Source organism: Chitinibacter sp. GC72 (genome assembly GCF_009760905.1).
Lineage (GTDB): Bacteria > Pseudomonadota > Gammaproteobacteria > Burkholderiales > Chitinibacteraceae > Chitinibacter.
This window is the reverse complement of record NZ_VIRW01000022.1, coordinates 1-13,443: the sequence shown is the minus strand read 5'-3', so window position 1 is coordinate 13,443 and position 13,443 is coordinate 1. Positions and strand designations below refer to the sequence as shown.

Sequence of the window (13,443 nt, the reverse complement as noted above, 5' to 3'; positions counted from 1 at the left end):
GCTATGACTTTAAAATTTACCATTCCCGAAATTGATCCGTCGCTGAGCAGCGTCGTGCAGACTGATCCGAAAAAACTCCGCGATTGGCTGATCGCTTTGCCGACGGCCAATGTGATTGACGCGGGCCGGATGATTCTGGATGCGCTGGCCGTGCTCAATCGCGTCAAGGTCGAGCCGGATTTGCGCGCTTTGCTGCTGACCGAGTATCAAAATTCGCTGGAAATGCTGACCGGCGCGTTTGAAATGGCCTATGCCTCGCCCGGTTTGCCAATGAAAGAGTCGGCTAGAGCGGCCGCGCAATTGGCACGCAATGTCTGGTATGAGCTGGCCGTGGGCTGGAAAATTGCCATTCATGACAAAAACGAAGAAAAGCGCTTCGGTTTTTTCAGTAGCGGCAACAAAACCTCGCCGGTTTTATTGCAAGCCTTGCTGTATGCCTACTGGCGGGTGTACCAGATGTCGGGGCGTTTGTACCAGACGCTCGGCGAGGGAATGTGGTTTGAGATGCACCAGATTTTCCGTTATTGCGCGGAAAATAAAATACTCGACGAGCCCAAAAACGATAATCCGAAAGACAAATCAAGCCGCCCGATTGCCACTCTGTACAAGCAGATGGTGCTGCTGGCGCTGGCTGACCCGCACCGCTTTGCCGGGCCCGAGCTCGATAAAGTCATTGAAATTATCGAAAACTATGCACCGCATGCGCACTTTCAGCCTTTGAGCAAACTGGCTTCGAGCGCCGGTTTTTTCCTGATCGAGCTCAATTCGGACAAGCCGCCATGCTTTGTGGGCAACCGCTCGCTTGATCATTATGCCGGTCAGGCCGTGCTGTTCGATACCATCGAGCTGGCCAAGAAACTCTACAAAGCCGAGCATTCGGTTGAAGCCAAAGCGCCGATGGCCAAGGACAGGGCCAAGGTGCAGATCTGGCTGGAAATCTTGCGCCGCGTGATCCGGCAGTGGAGCATTGTTCCGCATCGCCTGTACCAGCGCATTCCGGCGCAATCGACGATCAGCGTGGCGCTAGGGCTGCGCCGCACGGCGTTTCGCCTCAATCATGAGCTGGGGCAGGGCACCGAGCGCGTGCCGCTGAACGAAGGCGACTTGCTGTTGACCCAATGGCAGGTGGTCAACGAAAGCCCGGGGGGCTATGGCATTCTGGCGCACGAGCTGCCCAGAGAGCAGGCCAATGCCGGGGAGATTGTCGCGCTATCGGTAGCGGAAGAGAGCAACTGGATGGTGGCTTCGATTCGCTGGCTGCACCAGCATCAGAACGGGTCGATGGAAATGGGTTTGCAGGTGATGAGTGCCAAGGCGCAGGCGATTTTACTACGCCCAACCCAGCAGCAAGGGCTGGATTTTGTGCCGGCGCTGCTATTGCCAGCGATTCCGGCGCTCAAGCAATCGGCGCGCATTGCAACGCAGAAAGGGCTTTATACGCCGCTGCGTGAATACGCCGTTTTACTGGGTGACAAGTCACTGATGTTGCGCGCGGCCAAGTTGATCGAGCAACAAAATGGCTATGATTTATTCGAATTTACCGGCGATCTGACGTAGTACTATTTGATGGGGTATCTTCTGCTGTAGCTTGTTCTGTGCTTGTTGCAGCCTTATCCCCATCAGGGGTATTTCTGGCTCTGGGGTGTGCCTGATCATAAACCTGAGCCAGATGCTGGAAATCCAGATGGGTGTAAATCTGTGTGGTGGCAATGCTGGCGTGCCCCAGTAGTTCTTGCACCGCACGCAAATCGCCCGACGATTGCAGCAAATGGCTGGCGCAGCTATGGCGCAGCTTGTGCGGGTAAAGCGGCTCCTGAATGCCCAGCTCCTGCTGCCAATGGCGCAGCCGCAATTGCACAGCACGCGGGGTCATTGCGGTGCCTTTCTGGCTGACAAAGATCGTTGGCGTGTGTGTTCTGGCCCATTCGGGACGAATGCTCAGCCAGTGCCGCAAAGCTTCCTGCGCCGGGCGGCCAATTGGCACCAGTCGCGTTTTATTACCCTTGCCGGTGACGCTGGCCATGCCTTGCGGCAAATCGAGCTCGATCAATTTAAGCCCAACCAGCTCGCTCACGCGCAGCCCGGATGAGTAAGCCAGCTCGAAAATGGCTTTGTCCCGGATGGCCAGTGCGTCATCATCGGGCAGATTATCCAGAAAACCGGCCGCATCGTCAGCGTTCAGTGTTGCTGGCAGCGCTTTGGCCGCTTTGGGCGCCTTGATGCCGTCGACCGGATTGATCGCCCATTGAAAATCACGAATCATCAATCGGTAGAAAACACGCCAGGCCGATAAGGTGCGGGCAATCGAGCGCCCTGATAGCCCTTGACTGGCTAGCTGCCTGACAAAGGCGCGGATGTCTTGTGGCCGCAGGCTGGATAATTCCCTTGCCTGCGCCAGCCCCGCCAGTAGTTGCAGATCGCGCTGATAGGCGCTAAGGGTATGTGCGCTGGCCATCTTTTCGCCTTGTTGAAAGCGGAAAAAATGCGCCAGCTCGGCCTGGGTTGACGCCGCTAGCGTAGCGGCTTGCGGAGGGGATTCCTGCGCTGTCTTGCTGCGCCTGAGGGGCGCGTGCGTTGGTGTTGCGCTGGTTTTGGTGGCTGACATGCGGATCGGGGGGGCTTAATGCTGTTCCGGCGCGATCTGTTCCGGTTCCGGCGCAGCAGATTCCGACACACCTGATTCTAGTGCTGCCGGTTCCGGTACACGTGCCTCTGGTACGACGCGCCGGATTGCCGCGGACACCAGCTCGGACATGCGTTGCAAGTACAGTGTGCCCATATCCGGGTAGAAGCGCTCGCTATCCGGGCTGGCCATGACCAGAATGCCAAATGGTGCATCGCCGGTTTTCAGTGCGAACTGGGCGAACGATTTTAGCTCGCCGCTGCCGATTTCAAACCAGTCGAGCACTTCATCGGTGACGTAGGGGCCACAGTAAGGCGACACCAGATTGTCTGCCAGCTTCAGAATTGTCTCCCCTACGGGCGAAAACTCCATCAGATTGCATTGCCCCGCAGGCAGCCACAGGCGCAGCGCCATCCAGGGCACGGCAAATCGTGCTTTCAAATGGTATTCCAGCGTGCCAATGATCGAAGCCAGGTCATCAGCCTTGAGCAAATCGACGGTGAGCTGGTGCAGCTTGTCGGAAATGGCGTCGTTTTCCACGCCAAATTGCAGTAGCTCGCCCAAGCGGGCTTCCAGCTGGCGATTGCGGTCGCGCAAAGTGAGCAATTGGCGTTCGGCCAGTGAAACAGCGTGCCCACCGTGATTATGCGGCACAAAAATCTGCGCAATATCATCGGCAAACTCATCGAAAAAGGCCGGGTTTTGCTTTAACCACTGAACGACATCATTCGCTTGCATCTGTTTTTCCTTCTGGAAGCGGGTTAAGCAGCCCTTGCCACCCAACGCTAAGGCGCATGGCGGCGAGGGCCGGTTTAAATCTCGATACTACCTTCAAAAACTGTGACGGCCGGCCCGGTCATCATGACCGCTTGCCCTGCGCCTGCCCAGCTAATGCGCAAATCGCCACCCCGGGTGTGCACCAGTACGGATGGATTGAGCAGGCCACGACGGATGCCCGCCACCACCGCCGCGCAAGCGCCGGTGCCGCAAGCCAGCGTTTCACCGGCAGCGCGCTCGAACACACGCAAATGGATTTCATCGCGGCTCACTATTTCCATAAAGCCGGCGTTCACTTTTTGCGGAAAGCGAGGATGGTTTTCAATCAACGGGCCGTGCTCGGCTACCGGGGCGGTGACAACCGAATGAACGACCTGCACAGCGTGCGGATTGCCCATCGACACTACCGAAATATCATAAACCTGACCATCGACGATCAGCGGGTCGATGATGGCTTCGCTGGGTGCCTGAAAAGGAATCTCATCCGGGGCAAAGCGCGGCACGCCCATATTCACCGTTACATTGCCGTCGGCTGCCAGCTTGGGGTAAATCACGCCTTTGGCGGTTTCAACGGCGATCTCGTGTTTGTCGGTTAAGCCTTGATCAAATACAAAACGGGCAAAACAGCGCGAGCCATTGCCACACTGCTCAACTTCCGAGCCATCGCAATTAAAAATGCGATAGCGAAAATCAATGCCGGGCGTGCTGCTTTTTTCCACCAGCAAGAGCTGGTCAAAGCCAATTCCAAAATTGCGATGCCCCAGCTGGCCGATCACATCGGCCGAGAGCGAGACAGTCTGGCGCACGCCGTCGATGACCATAAAGTCATTGCCCAGGCCGTGCATTTTGCTAAATTTCAGTTTCATGATGTGGATACAGTCCAAGGATGCAGCAAGGCTAACGCCGCCGCCGTTGGGCGGCAAGTTAATCCGCAAAAAGCCGGCCGTATTCGACCATTAAGCAACGATCCATCACGATAGGAATTCCGGCCGCTGTGGCGCGTTCTGCTGCGGCTTCATCGATGATGCCCAGTTGTAGCCAGATCGCCTTGGCGCCACGCGCAATCGCCGCATCAACCACTGCACCGGCTTCTTCGCTGCGCCGGAACACATTGACCAGATCCAGCTCGCCCGGCACCTGCGCCAGATCGGGATAGACTTTCTCGCCCAGTATGGTGTCCAGCGGCTTAGGATTGACGGGAACGATGGTAAAACCCCATTGCTGCATCAATTTACTCACCCCATGACTTGCTCGCGTCGGTTTATCCGACAGGCCTACTATGGCGATGCGTTTGGTTGAGAGTAAAATGGCTTTGATTTCTGCATCGGAAGGGTTCTGGAAAGTCATCTTCATTCCCATCTTCAATTTAATCTGAGCTAGTGGGTATATCGCTGTAGAGCAATTTATCATTGCCCTGCAGTGATATACCCCTGAATATTACTTCGTCAATACCATGACCGCATCGGCTTCAACAATCGCGCCTTTGGGCAGGGCTGCAGCTTGTACCGCCGCGCGTGCCGGGAAGGGGGCGGTGAAGTATTCACCCATGATTTCATTCAGCTTGGCAAAGTTGGCCAGATCAACCACAAACACGCCGAGTTTCACGATGTCGGACAAATCGCCGCCAGCGGCTTGGCAGACCGCGCGCAGGTTTTGGAATACGCGATGAGTTTGAGCTTCAAAGCCTTCGGCCAATTCGCCCGACGCCGGATCAAGACCAATCTGGCCTGACAGGTAAACCGTATTGCCCACTTTAACCGCTTGCGAGTAAGTGCCAACGGCTTTGGGGGCATTGTCTGAATGGATGATTTCTTTGCTCATGGTTTTTCCTTTGAAAATTACAATTGATTATTTATTGCTAAATAAAAAGTATTTTTAATTTCAGGCCAATCTTTGCTATCTAACTCGGTCCAAGGTTTAGCGATAAAGTAGTCAACTTGGCCGATTACAATACCAAGCTGCTGAAGCAATAAAATCAGCGCAGTGATAAAGATGATCACTACGTTTTTTAGACGGTTTTTTGACAGTATGAGGTATATGCCGATCAAGCTTGCAATTAATAAAAGATAAGGCACATAGGCCTTAATTGTTTGGTGTCCACCAAACCAAAAGTAAGCACCGAGAATAAAGCCGACTAGTAAATTGAGAGTCCCAATTGCAATGCAGCTCCCAACTTTAAAGGACGTTTTCATGCTCGTTTATTCGCATTGATCGCATACGGCTCAGGATGCACGCGCTCATTGTGCAGCAAGTCATCAGCAGCATAAATATGCACGATTTCAACCAGAATCAGGTCGGCAACGACCGGTTGAGCGACTTCAATATGCTGCAGAAAACGGCCTTCGAGCGCGACAGCGCAGTTGTCAATGCGCGGTGTTTTGACTTGCTGTGATGGACTAAATTGCAGGCCGAGTGCGTCGATTTGCGCTTGACTTGGCGGTGTGCCCGAGCCGGTGGCGTGCACCGCCGGGGCGTGATCGTGCGATGGAATATGAATCACGCAATCGCCGCCGTGGATTAAATTGAGCGCAGTGTCTTTTTGTTCGCTGCTACCGTCCTGGCCTAGGCGGCGATTCACGCTGAGCGACACAATCATCGGCTCGCTCGCCACAATATTAAAGTAGGAAAATGGCGCGATATTGATTTTGCCCGCAGCGTCGATGCTGCTCACCCACGCAATCGGGCGTGGCACGACGCAGTCGGTAATCAGATTGTATTTTTCGCTCGGCGACAAAGCCGCGACTGGCCATTCCATAATAAATCCTGTTGATACGGGGTTGGGTATGTCTTGCTAGGGTAAATTGCTTCTTTCTTCTGGTGGTATACCCATTGTTTGCTGTTATGGTGGGTTACGGCCTTTGGGGGTTGCTGTCTCTTCCACGCGCTGTTAATGGCCTAACCCACCCTACGGCAAAAAGCGTTCCATTAATACATTCAAAAAGCGCTGACCTTTGTCGGTTGGCTTGACCCAGTGTAAATCACGCTCGAGCAAGCCTTCACTGCAGGCGCGCTCGATCTCAGCAAAAATCTTGCTTTGCGGCAAGCCGGTGCGCTCGGTAAACAGCGCCAGCGGGAAGCCTTCAGTCAGGCGCAGCAAGTTGAGCATAAATTCAAATGGTAGCTCGGCCTTTTCTACGACATTTTCGGTCTGAATCGCATTGCCAGCGGCCATTTTGGCCAGATATTCGCTTGGCTGCTTATAGCGCGCCTGACGGATGATTTTATCGTGAAAACTGATTTTGCCGTGTGCGCCAGCGCCAATGCCGAGGTAATCGCCAAACTGCCAGTAGTTCAGATTATGCTGGCTGCGATAATCCCGGTTTTGGGACTTTTTATAGAAGGCGCTGGTTTCATAGTGCCCAAAGCCCGCGCTGGCAAGCTCGGCTTCGATCATTTCTTGCATATCGGCGGCCAGGTCATCGTCGGGTAGCTGTGGTGGGTAGCGATGAAATAGGGTATTGGGCTCGAGTGTGAGGTGATACGCACTTAAATGCGTTGAATTGCATTCAATCGCCAGCCGAATATCAGCCTGTGCTTGCGCCAGCGTTTGCTGCGGCAGCGCGTACATAATGTCGAGGTTGAAGTTGGCAAAATGCTGGTGCGCAATCTCGACTGCGCGCAAAGCTTCGTCCCGATTATGGATGCGCCCTAGCGCGCTCAGGTGTTCAGCATTGAAGCTCTGAATGCCAATCGACAGCCGATTAATCCCGGCTGCGGCGTAGCCGGCGAATTTCTCGATCTCGAATGTTCCCGGATTGGCCTCTAGCGTGATTTCGGCATCCGGGTTGAGCTTAACGCGCGCGCGGATCGCCTCTAGCAGCCTGTCCATGCTGGCAGCCGAGAATAAGCTTGGCGTGCCGCCGCCCATAAAAATACTCGAAACCGAGCGGCCCCAGACTTGCGGCAGGTTGCTTTCCAGATCGCTGATCAGCGCATCGATATACTGCGCTTCCGGCAGGCCACTCGGGTAGTTAGCGTCTCTGACCGCGTGCGAGTTGAAGTCGCAATACGGGCATTTCTTCACGCACCAGGGAAAATGGATGTACAGCGCCAGCGGGGGCAGGGCGCTCAGGCCAGAGCTGCCCAGCTGGGCCAGTGAGATGGTGTGCATTAATTTACTTGTTGCCCGCTTGGGGTGTATTGCGTTTTGAGTATTCAACCATTTCGGTCAGAATTTTATAATCAGGGTAGCCTATTTTAATATCCATTTTACCTTCGCCCAGCAATTGGAAGTATTTCAGGCAGGCTTCGGATTTACCATTCTTTTCAAGTGTTAATTGAACTACAGTATTGGCTTGCTCATTAAATACCTTGCCCATGTCGTTAACGACTTTCTTAGCTTGTTCTTCGCCCTCAAATTGCCGAATGGTTGCAAAATATCCATTCATATAATCGGCATGCATTTGGAGATAAGTTTTATTGCGTTCAATCCATTTATTCAGGCTGGATTTAATTTTGTCTTCGCTGAGTTTGGCTTGATTTTTGCACTCGCTTCCCATCTTTTGCAAGATTACAATCGATGTACTTAGATTTCCGATCGCTTTGTTGCGCTCAGCTGTAAATGGATTATTGGCTGCTGTCTCATTGCTTGGGTTATCCTTTGCCGCAATAGCCACACTATGTAGCAATGGTAAAGTCAGCGCGGCAACGAGTAGTAGATGTTTCATTATTGAAATATTCTCCGGTCAACTGATCTGCAGTGTGAATTAGGTGTTGGTATTGTAGGGGTCGTGCAAATGATCAATCAGGCGGTGCAAGACCTCTCGCATTTGTTCGGCCGACACTTCCATCAGCAGGCCGTCTTCAAACAGGTCTTGTGCCATTTGCGCCAATTCATCAAGGTTTTCATTCATTACTTTGACTTTTTCGGTGCACGATACCACGGAGCCGTCGTCACGGCACCATTTTGCCCAGCGGCTTTCGTCTTGCGGGTTCATAAGCCGGTTTCCTGCATTTTTGCGATCAGGCTCTGCAGCGCTTTGGCGCGATGCGAGATCTGGCTTTTTTCTTCGGCAGAAATCTGGGCGACAGTTTTGCCAAATTGGGGCAGCCAGAATAGCGGATCGTAGCCAAAACCACCGTCGCCGCTGGCTTGTTGCGCGATTTCGCCCACGCAGACCCCGTCAGCAATCAGCGGTTGCGGGTCATTTTCGCTGCGCACCAGTACCAGCGCGGCGTAATACCAGGCGCGCCGGTCGGTGTGCTGCGCCAGCTCGCTGAGCAAATGCTGATTGTTGCGCTGATCCGATTTGGCCTCGCCAGCGCGTTGGGCGTAGCGCGCCGAATAGACGCCGGGTGCGCCGCCCAGCGCGTGTACGCACAGACCCGAATCGTCGGCCAGCGCGGGCAGGCCGGTGATTTTGGCGGCATGGCGTGCCTTGGTTAGCGCATTTTCAATAAAAGTGCCATACGGTTCCGGGCATTCGGGCACTCCCAGCTCGCCCTGCGCGATGATCTGCACGTCCAGTGGGGCGAGCAAGTGAGCAAATTCTTTCAGCTTGCCAGCATTATTACTGGCGAGGACAATTTTTTTCATGGGGTATTGGCTTCTGGCTATTAACAGGTATGACTCGCAGGGCTATACCCAGTTAGTAGGCTTTTTTGCTTAAAATCATCAATTCCTGCTCACGCCGCATCTGGAAGCGGTTGAGCACGCTCATGCCAACCAGAATCGGTGCATTATCATTACTGTCGCGTACCACGGCGGTGACATCGTAGAGCGTGATATTGTTGATCCGGATTTGCGGCAGCTTCACCAGCCAGGCGCCAATATTGCCATTGGCGGTTTGGGAGCGGCCTTGCTGGCCGTTTTTATAACTGATTTTCATGCTATCGGCAGTTGGGCGCGACATCGACAAGTGCGTCGCGCCGGTGTCGATCAGGCCTGCTTGCGACGACTGGTTGATGCCCACATTCACTAGATAATGGCCACGCTCGTCGGGTGTCAGCGTCAAGCTACTGGCATGGCTATCTGCGGGGTTGCCGCCTTGCGCCACATAGCCTTGGCCCAGCAGCAATTGTCGTTGCTGACCATTGCTGGAAATAATCGCCGATTCGGCTTGAATCGAGATGATTTTGAATATCCCGCTTTGCTGCCCGCTTTGCAGGGTTTTTTTCTGGCCGTTAATCTGGAATACGCCCTTATTGCCCATGGTGCCGATCAGTACGATATCGTCGGCCAGGGCCGGCAGGGCGCTCAGCGCCAGGCTGATTGCAATCATTGCGGGTTTTAACATGATCATTGCTCGCTCTGTGAGGTTTCCCGTTGGCCCTGACTATGCTCGATCTGTTGCAAGGCTTGTTCGATCAGCTGCCAATCGGCATTTTTAAGTAGTGTGGCATCAGAGAGCATCCTGCGCCATTGCCGCGCGCCATATTGTCCCTGAAAAAGCCCCAGAATATGCCGGGCTATAAAGCGTAGTGGCGTACCCCCCGCCAGCTCGGCTTCGATGAAACCGCGCAAATTCTCGATGGCGCCACGGCGGCTTTGTTCCCGTTGCGCTTGGCCGTAGATCGCCGCATCCACTCCGGTAAGCAGCCACGGATTGTGATAAGCCTCACGGCCGACCATGACGCCATCGACATATTGCAAATGCTCGAGTGATTGGGTCAGCGTCGTGATGCCACCATTAATAATGATCTCCAGTTGTGGAAAATCACGTTTGAGCTGATAGGCATAATCATATTTAAGCGGCGGAATTTCGCGATTTTCCTTCGGGCTCAAACCTTTCAAAATCGCGTTGCGCGCATGCACAATAAAGGTGCTGCAACCTGCCTCGGCAATTTGGCCGACAAAATCGCGGACAAAACTATATTCCTCTATTTTGTCGATGCCGATACGGTGCTTCACCGTGACATCAATCTGACAGGCATCGCGCATGGCTTTTACGCCGTCGGCCACCAAGCCAGGTTCGAGCATCAGACACGCGCCGAAAGAGCCGGACTGCACCCGCTCGCTGGGGCAGCCAACATTCAGATTGACTTCGTCATAGCCCCAATCTTCGGCAATCTTGGCACAACGCGCCAGATCGGCGGGCTCGCTGCCACCCAGTTGCAGCGCCACCGGATATTCCACCGGATCAAAGCGCAAATGCCGCTGCGGATCACCATGCAGAATCGCCCCGGTATTAACCATTTCGGTATACAGCCAGGTATGCTGGCTCAGCTCTCGCGCAAAACGCCGGTAGAAACGGTCTGTCCAATCGAGCATCGGTGCAATGCAGAAGCGTCTACCCCTTGTGCCCATTGAATTTTCCGGATTTTCACTTGGTTTTGCTGGGTTTTTGTTATTTGACATGTTTACAGTTTTATTGGGTTTGATGCGTGTTGGCTTGCAAAATTTGCACCTTGACTGTACCTTGAGGCCATAAAAATGCTCAAGGTGCAAATGGGGCGGCGATGGCTTCTATTTTACGCAAAGAAAACAAAGACGGCACGATTAGTTTTAAGGCCATAGTTCGCTTATATCGCGGCGGTACAACTGTATTGAGCGAGTCGCGTAGTTTTCTGGTGATGGGTAAAGGTCCAAGGGCTGAGGCGGCCACCAAACGTGAGGCTGAGGATTGGGCGGCTCGGCTCACTGATGCGATGAAAGATGATTCTGCGATTCGCGCTCGCAATTTGCGTGGGCTGACGTTGGCTGACCTGATTGCGAAATACATCGTCTTTGTTGAGAAGGACAAGCCGCTTGGAGACTCCAAGCGTAGTGCGCTAGGAATTGTGGCGAGTTCGCGCATCGGTGCAGTGGCGCTGGTCGATATTAAGCCAACCGATGTGATTGCGCATTGCCGTGACCGCCGCGCAGGGGGCGCGAAGCCGCAAACCATCAATCAGGATATTGTTTATTTAGGTGGGGTGTTGCGCCGCGCCAAAGCGTTTTTTGATTTGGATGTGCCGATTGAAGCATTCGAGCTGGGGCGTGATGAGTGCTGGTCGTTGGGTTTGCTGGCTAAATCGGTCGAGCGTGAGCGGCGCTTGCAGCCTGGTGAGCTGGCTGCGTTTTTGGTGCAGGCCGAAAAGTGGAAGCACAAGGGATTTATCCCGATTGGCGATATTGTGCGCTTTGCGATTGAGACGGGTATGCGGCAAGGGGAGATTATCGGGCTGCTGTGGGATGATCTGGATGAGGTTAAAAAAGCGATTGTGATTCGGGATCGCAAAGACCCAAAGGAAAAAGTCGGTAACAATCAACGCGTGCCGCTATTGGGTGAGGCGCTGGCAATCATCCAAGCCCAGCCGCGCACTGATGCGCGGATTTTTCCTTATACCGCCGATGGGGTGAGGTCGCGTTTTGAGCGGCTTTGCCGCTTGGCGAAAATTGATGGGTTGACGTTTCACGATCTGCGTCATGAGGCGATCAGCCGCTTGTTTGAACAGGGTTATCAGATTCAGGAAGTGGCGCTGGTGTCGGGACATAAGAGCTGGAAAAACTTGGCGCGCTATACGCAACTGAAAGCTGAAGATTTACACCGCGAATTAAAAAAGCCCGTCGCAATGGATGGGCGTCCTGATCGGAGGTAGTGGGCTGGACGTTTATTTTGACTTTTGATAGGCCTTATTGATGTCACCGTTGATCGTGTGGCCGCGCCGTCGCAAAATATTGGCGAGTTTGCATCGGTCTGCGTGGTTGTGTGATGCGGTGCGCAGTAGGCCGAAATAGCTGTTGGCGGTCTCAAATAATTCGTTGGCCGGAACGGTGGCGCAACGCCGTAAGGCCGTGGCAACTGTGCGGCGGCGGGTGATTCGGTGGTGGGGTTTGATGATCTGCCCGACGAAATCAATGCCGCGCGCGATGGGCTGCAGGATGGTTTTGCTGGGGTTGATTCGTGCTGCCAGTCGTTCGGCGAGAAAGGTTTCGATCTTGGCTTTAGCCGCGTTCAGCCATTGTGGCGTCCACGGCAATACATCAGCGGTGAAAGCCACTATTACCTAGGCAAGCAGTACGTCCTGAAAGTGACCGAACACCCGACAGAAAAACCATCCGTGAAACTACTTCGCGGAAAGATCGAAGTGACGGTACGGGAAAAGTCAGCAGAGAAAATCAGCGCACTGCTTGCAGATTGGTACAAAGCGCGAGCGAAAGAAGTCTTTGCCCGTCGATTAGAGGCAATGCTAGAGCAAGCCCTATGGGGCAGCGAAAAGCCACCACTCCGTGTTCTGACCATGCAAACTCAGTGGGGAAGCTACTCACCAGCAGGACGATTGACACTCAATCCTCACTTAGTCAAAGCAGCCAGAGATTGTATTGATTACGTAATCGTGCATGAACTTTGCCATTTAGCTGAACACAACCATAGCGAGCGGTTTTACCGACTAATCGGGCAAGTGATGCCGAACTGGGAAAAAGTGAAGGGTCGGCTGGATGGGATAGCGAATGCGCTATTAAATTTAGATACAAATACTTTCTAAATATGAAAGTTTGTTTTTTAAGTGCTGGGTCAGATTATTTGTATAAATATGGCCTCTAGTGGGTTAGTTTCTAACTACCATCAACAGGTCGACATAAAAAGCCGTGATGGTACGTGGAATAGGGTTGCGATGAGCAGAAAAAATGCCGTTCACTTGGCTTAAGTGAACGGCATTACCGCCTTGGCGGAGCGTGTGCAGAATTTTGTGTAAATCGGCCTCGTTGACTACTGAGGAAGTCGTTCCTCAAACTGGATAGTAAACCGGGTTAGCGCCGCTTTCCAATCCCGCAGTGGCATCGTCCATTTCTGGCTGATATTACGCAGCGCTAGGTAGAACAATTTCAGCAACGCTTCGTCGCTCGGGAATGAGCCTCGGTTTTTCGCCAGCTTGCGCAGGCTCATGTTCATCGACTCAATCGCGTTGGTCGTGTAAATCACCTTGCGAATTTCCGGCGGGAAGTCAAAGAAGGGAATCAGCCGCGCCCAATTGCGCCGCCAGGATTGGCTGATCGGCAAATATTCTTCATCCCAGCGCGCTTCAAATTCAGCCAGCCGCTGTTCGGCCTCCTCGACCGTCGCCGACTGGTAAATCCGCTTCAGGTCTTCCGCCACCGCTTTGCGCCGTTTCCACGAAAC

18 protein-coding genes are annotated in these 13,443 nt (G+C 53.5%); 3 read left to right on the top strand and 15 right to left on the bottom strand.

All coding sequences use genetic code 11. The features are described from left to right. Positions 1-3 precede the first annotated feature (3 nt). Entirely contained in the window at positions 4-1,557 is a 1,554-nt protein-coding gene (locus FLS37_RS14225) for a hypothetical protein (RefSeq protein WP_157670639.1), read from the top strand. Here the strand turns inward: FLS37_RS14225 and FLS37_RS14220 are convergent. The 13 genes from FLS37_RS14220 to dusA form a co-directional block, all read right to left on the bottom strand. Then, positions 1,538-2,605, bottom strand: a complete 1,068-nt coding sequence (locus FLS37_RS14220) for a tyrosine recombinase XerC (protein WP_157670638.1) — start codon at positions 2,603-2,605, stop codon at positions 1,538-1,540. The genes FLS37_RS14225 and FLS37_RS14220 overlap by 20 nt on opposite strands. A gap of 15 nt (positions 2,606-2,620) precedes the next feature. After that, complete coding sequence (locus tag FLS37_RS14215) at positions 2,621-3,361, bottom strand: DUF484 family protein (protein WP_157670637.1); 741 nt, start codon at positions 3,359-3,361, stop codon at positions 2,621-2,623. A gap of 74 nt (positions 3,362-3,435) precedes the next feature. Further along, positions 3,436-4,269: a diaminopimelate epimerase gene (dapF, locus tag FLS37_RS14210; RefSeq protein ID WP_198314651.1), complete on the bottom strand. Its 834-nt coding sequence runs from the start codon at positions 4,267-4,269 to the stop codon at positions 3,436-3,438. 55 nt (positions 4,270-4,324) lie between these two features. Continuing rightward, the gene (locus tag FLS37_RS14205; protein WP_157670635.1) at positions 4,325-4,747 is read right to left on the bottom strand and encodes a CoA-binding protein; all 423 of its coding nucleotides are present in this window, start codon (positions 4,745-4,747) and stop codon (positions 4,325-4,327) included. A gap of 90 nt (positions 4,748-4,837) precedes the next feature. After that, positions 4,838-5,221, bottom strand: coding sequence for a Rid family detoxifying hydrolase (locus FLS37_RS14200; protein ID WP_157670634.1), 384 nt, complete (start codon positions 5,219-5,221; stop codon positions 4,838-4,840). 17 nt (positions 5,222-5,238) lie between these two features. Continuing rightward, positions 5,239-5,592: a hypothetical protein gene (locus FLS37_RS14195; protein ID WP_157670633.1), complete on the bottom strand. Its 354-nt coding sequence runs from the start codon at positions 5,590-5,592 to the stop codon at positions 5,239-5,241. After that, positions 5,589-6,155 carry a flavin reductase family protein gene (locus FLS37_RS14190; RefSeq protein ID WP_157670632.1) on the bottom strand — a complete coding sequence of 189 codons (567 nt, stop codon included), beginning with the start codon at positions 6,153-6,155 and terminating at the stop codon, positions 5,589-5,591. Before FLS37_RS14190 ends, FLS37_RS14195 begins: the two co-directional genes overlap by 4 nt. A 150-nt stretch (positions 6,156-6,305) precedes the next feature. Continuing rightward, positions 6,306-7,511, bottom strand: coding sequence for a radical SAM family heme chaperone HemW (hemW, locus tag FLS37_RS14185; protein ID WP_157670631.1), 1,206 nt, complete (start codon positions 7,509-7,511; stop codon positions 6,306-6,308). Positions 7,512-7,515: 4 nt separating this feature from the next. Further along, positions 7,516-8,067 (bottom strand): hypothetical protein, encoded by a 552-nt coding sequence (locus FLS37_RS14180; protein ID WP_157670630.1) that lies wholly within the window; start codon positions 8,065-8,067, stop codon positions 7,516-7,518. Between the two features lie 39 nt (positions 8,068-8,106). After that, positions 8,107-8,337: a hypothetical protein gene (locus FLS37_RS14175; RefSeq protein WP_157670629.1), complete on the bottom strand. Its 231-nt coding sequence runs from the start codon at positions 8,335-8,337 to the stop codon at positions 8,107-8,109. Continuing rightward, positions 8,334-8,936: an RdgB/HAM1 family non-canonical purine NTP pyrophosphatase gene (gene rdgB / locus FLS37_RS14170; protein WP_157670628.1), complete on the bottom strand. Its 603-nt coding sequence runs from the start codon at positions 8,934-8,936 to the stop codon at positions 8,334-8,336. Before rdgB ends, FLS37_RS14175 begins: the two co-directional genes overlap by 4 nt. 52 nt (positions 8,937-8,988) lie before the next feature. Continuing rightward, entirely contained in the window at positions 8,989-9,636 is a 648-nt protein-coding gene (locus FLS37_RS14165; protein WP_157670627.1) for a TIGR02281 family clan AA aspartic protease, read from the bottom strand. A gap of 2 nt (positions 9,637-9,638) precedes the next feature. Further along, positions 9,639-10,610: a tRNA dihydrouridine(20/20a) synthase DusA gene (dusA, locus tag FLS37_RS14160; RefSeq protein WP_232522619.1), complete on the bottom strand. Its 972-nt coding sequence runs from the start codon at positions 10,608-10,610 to the stop codon at positions 9,639-9,641. Positions 10,611-10,798: 188 nt separating this feature from the next. Between dusA and FLS37_RS14155 the strand changes: the two genes are divergently transcribed. Then, a complete protein-coding gene (locus FLS37_RS14155) occupies positions 10,799-11,920 on the top strand; it encodes a site-specific integrase (protein WP_157670625.1) in 1,122 nt (373 codons plus the stop codon). A 12-nt stretch (positions 11,921-11,932) separates the two neighbouring features. On the opposite strand, the gene FLS37_RS16945 is transcribed toward FLS37_RS14155, so the two are convergent. Beyond that, the gene (locus tag FLS37_RS16945) at positions 11,933-12,301 is read right to left on the bottom strand and encodes a hypothetical protein (RefSeq protein WP_232522617.1); all 369 of its coding nucleotides are present in this window, start codon (positions 12,299-12,301) and stop codon (positions 11,933-11,935) included. Between the two features lie 51 nt (positions 12,302-12,352). On the opposite strand from FLS37_RS16945, the gene FLS37_RS14150 reads away from it, so the two are divergent. After that, a complete protein-coding gene (locus FLS37_RS14150; RefSeq protein WP_232522616.1) occupies positions 12,353-12,808 on the top strand; it encodes a M48 family metallopeptidase in 456 nt (151 codons plus the stop codon). Positions 12,809-13,032: 224 nt separating this feature from the next. On the opposite strand, the gene FLS37_RS14145 is transcribed toward FLS37_RS14150, so the two are convergent. After that, positions 13,033-13,443: transposase (locus FLS37_RS14145; protein WP_198314646.1), on the bottom strand; the 411-nt coding region annotated here is incomplete at its 5' end.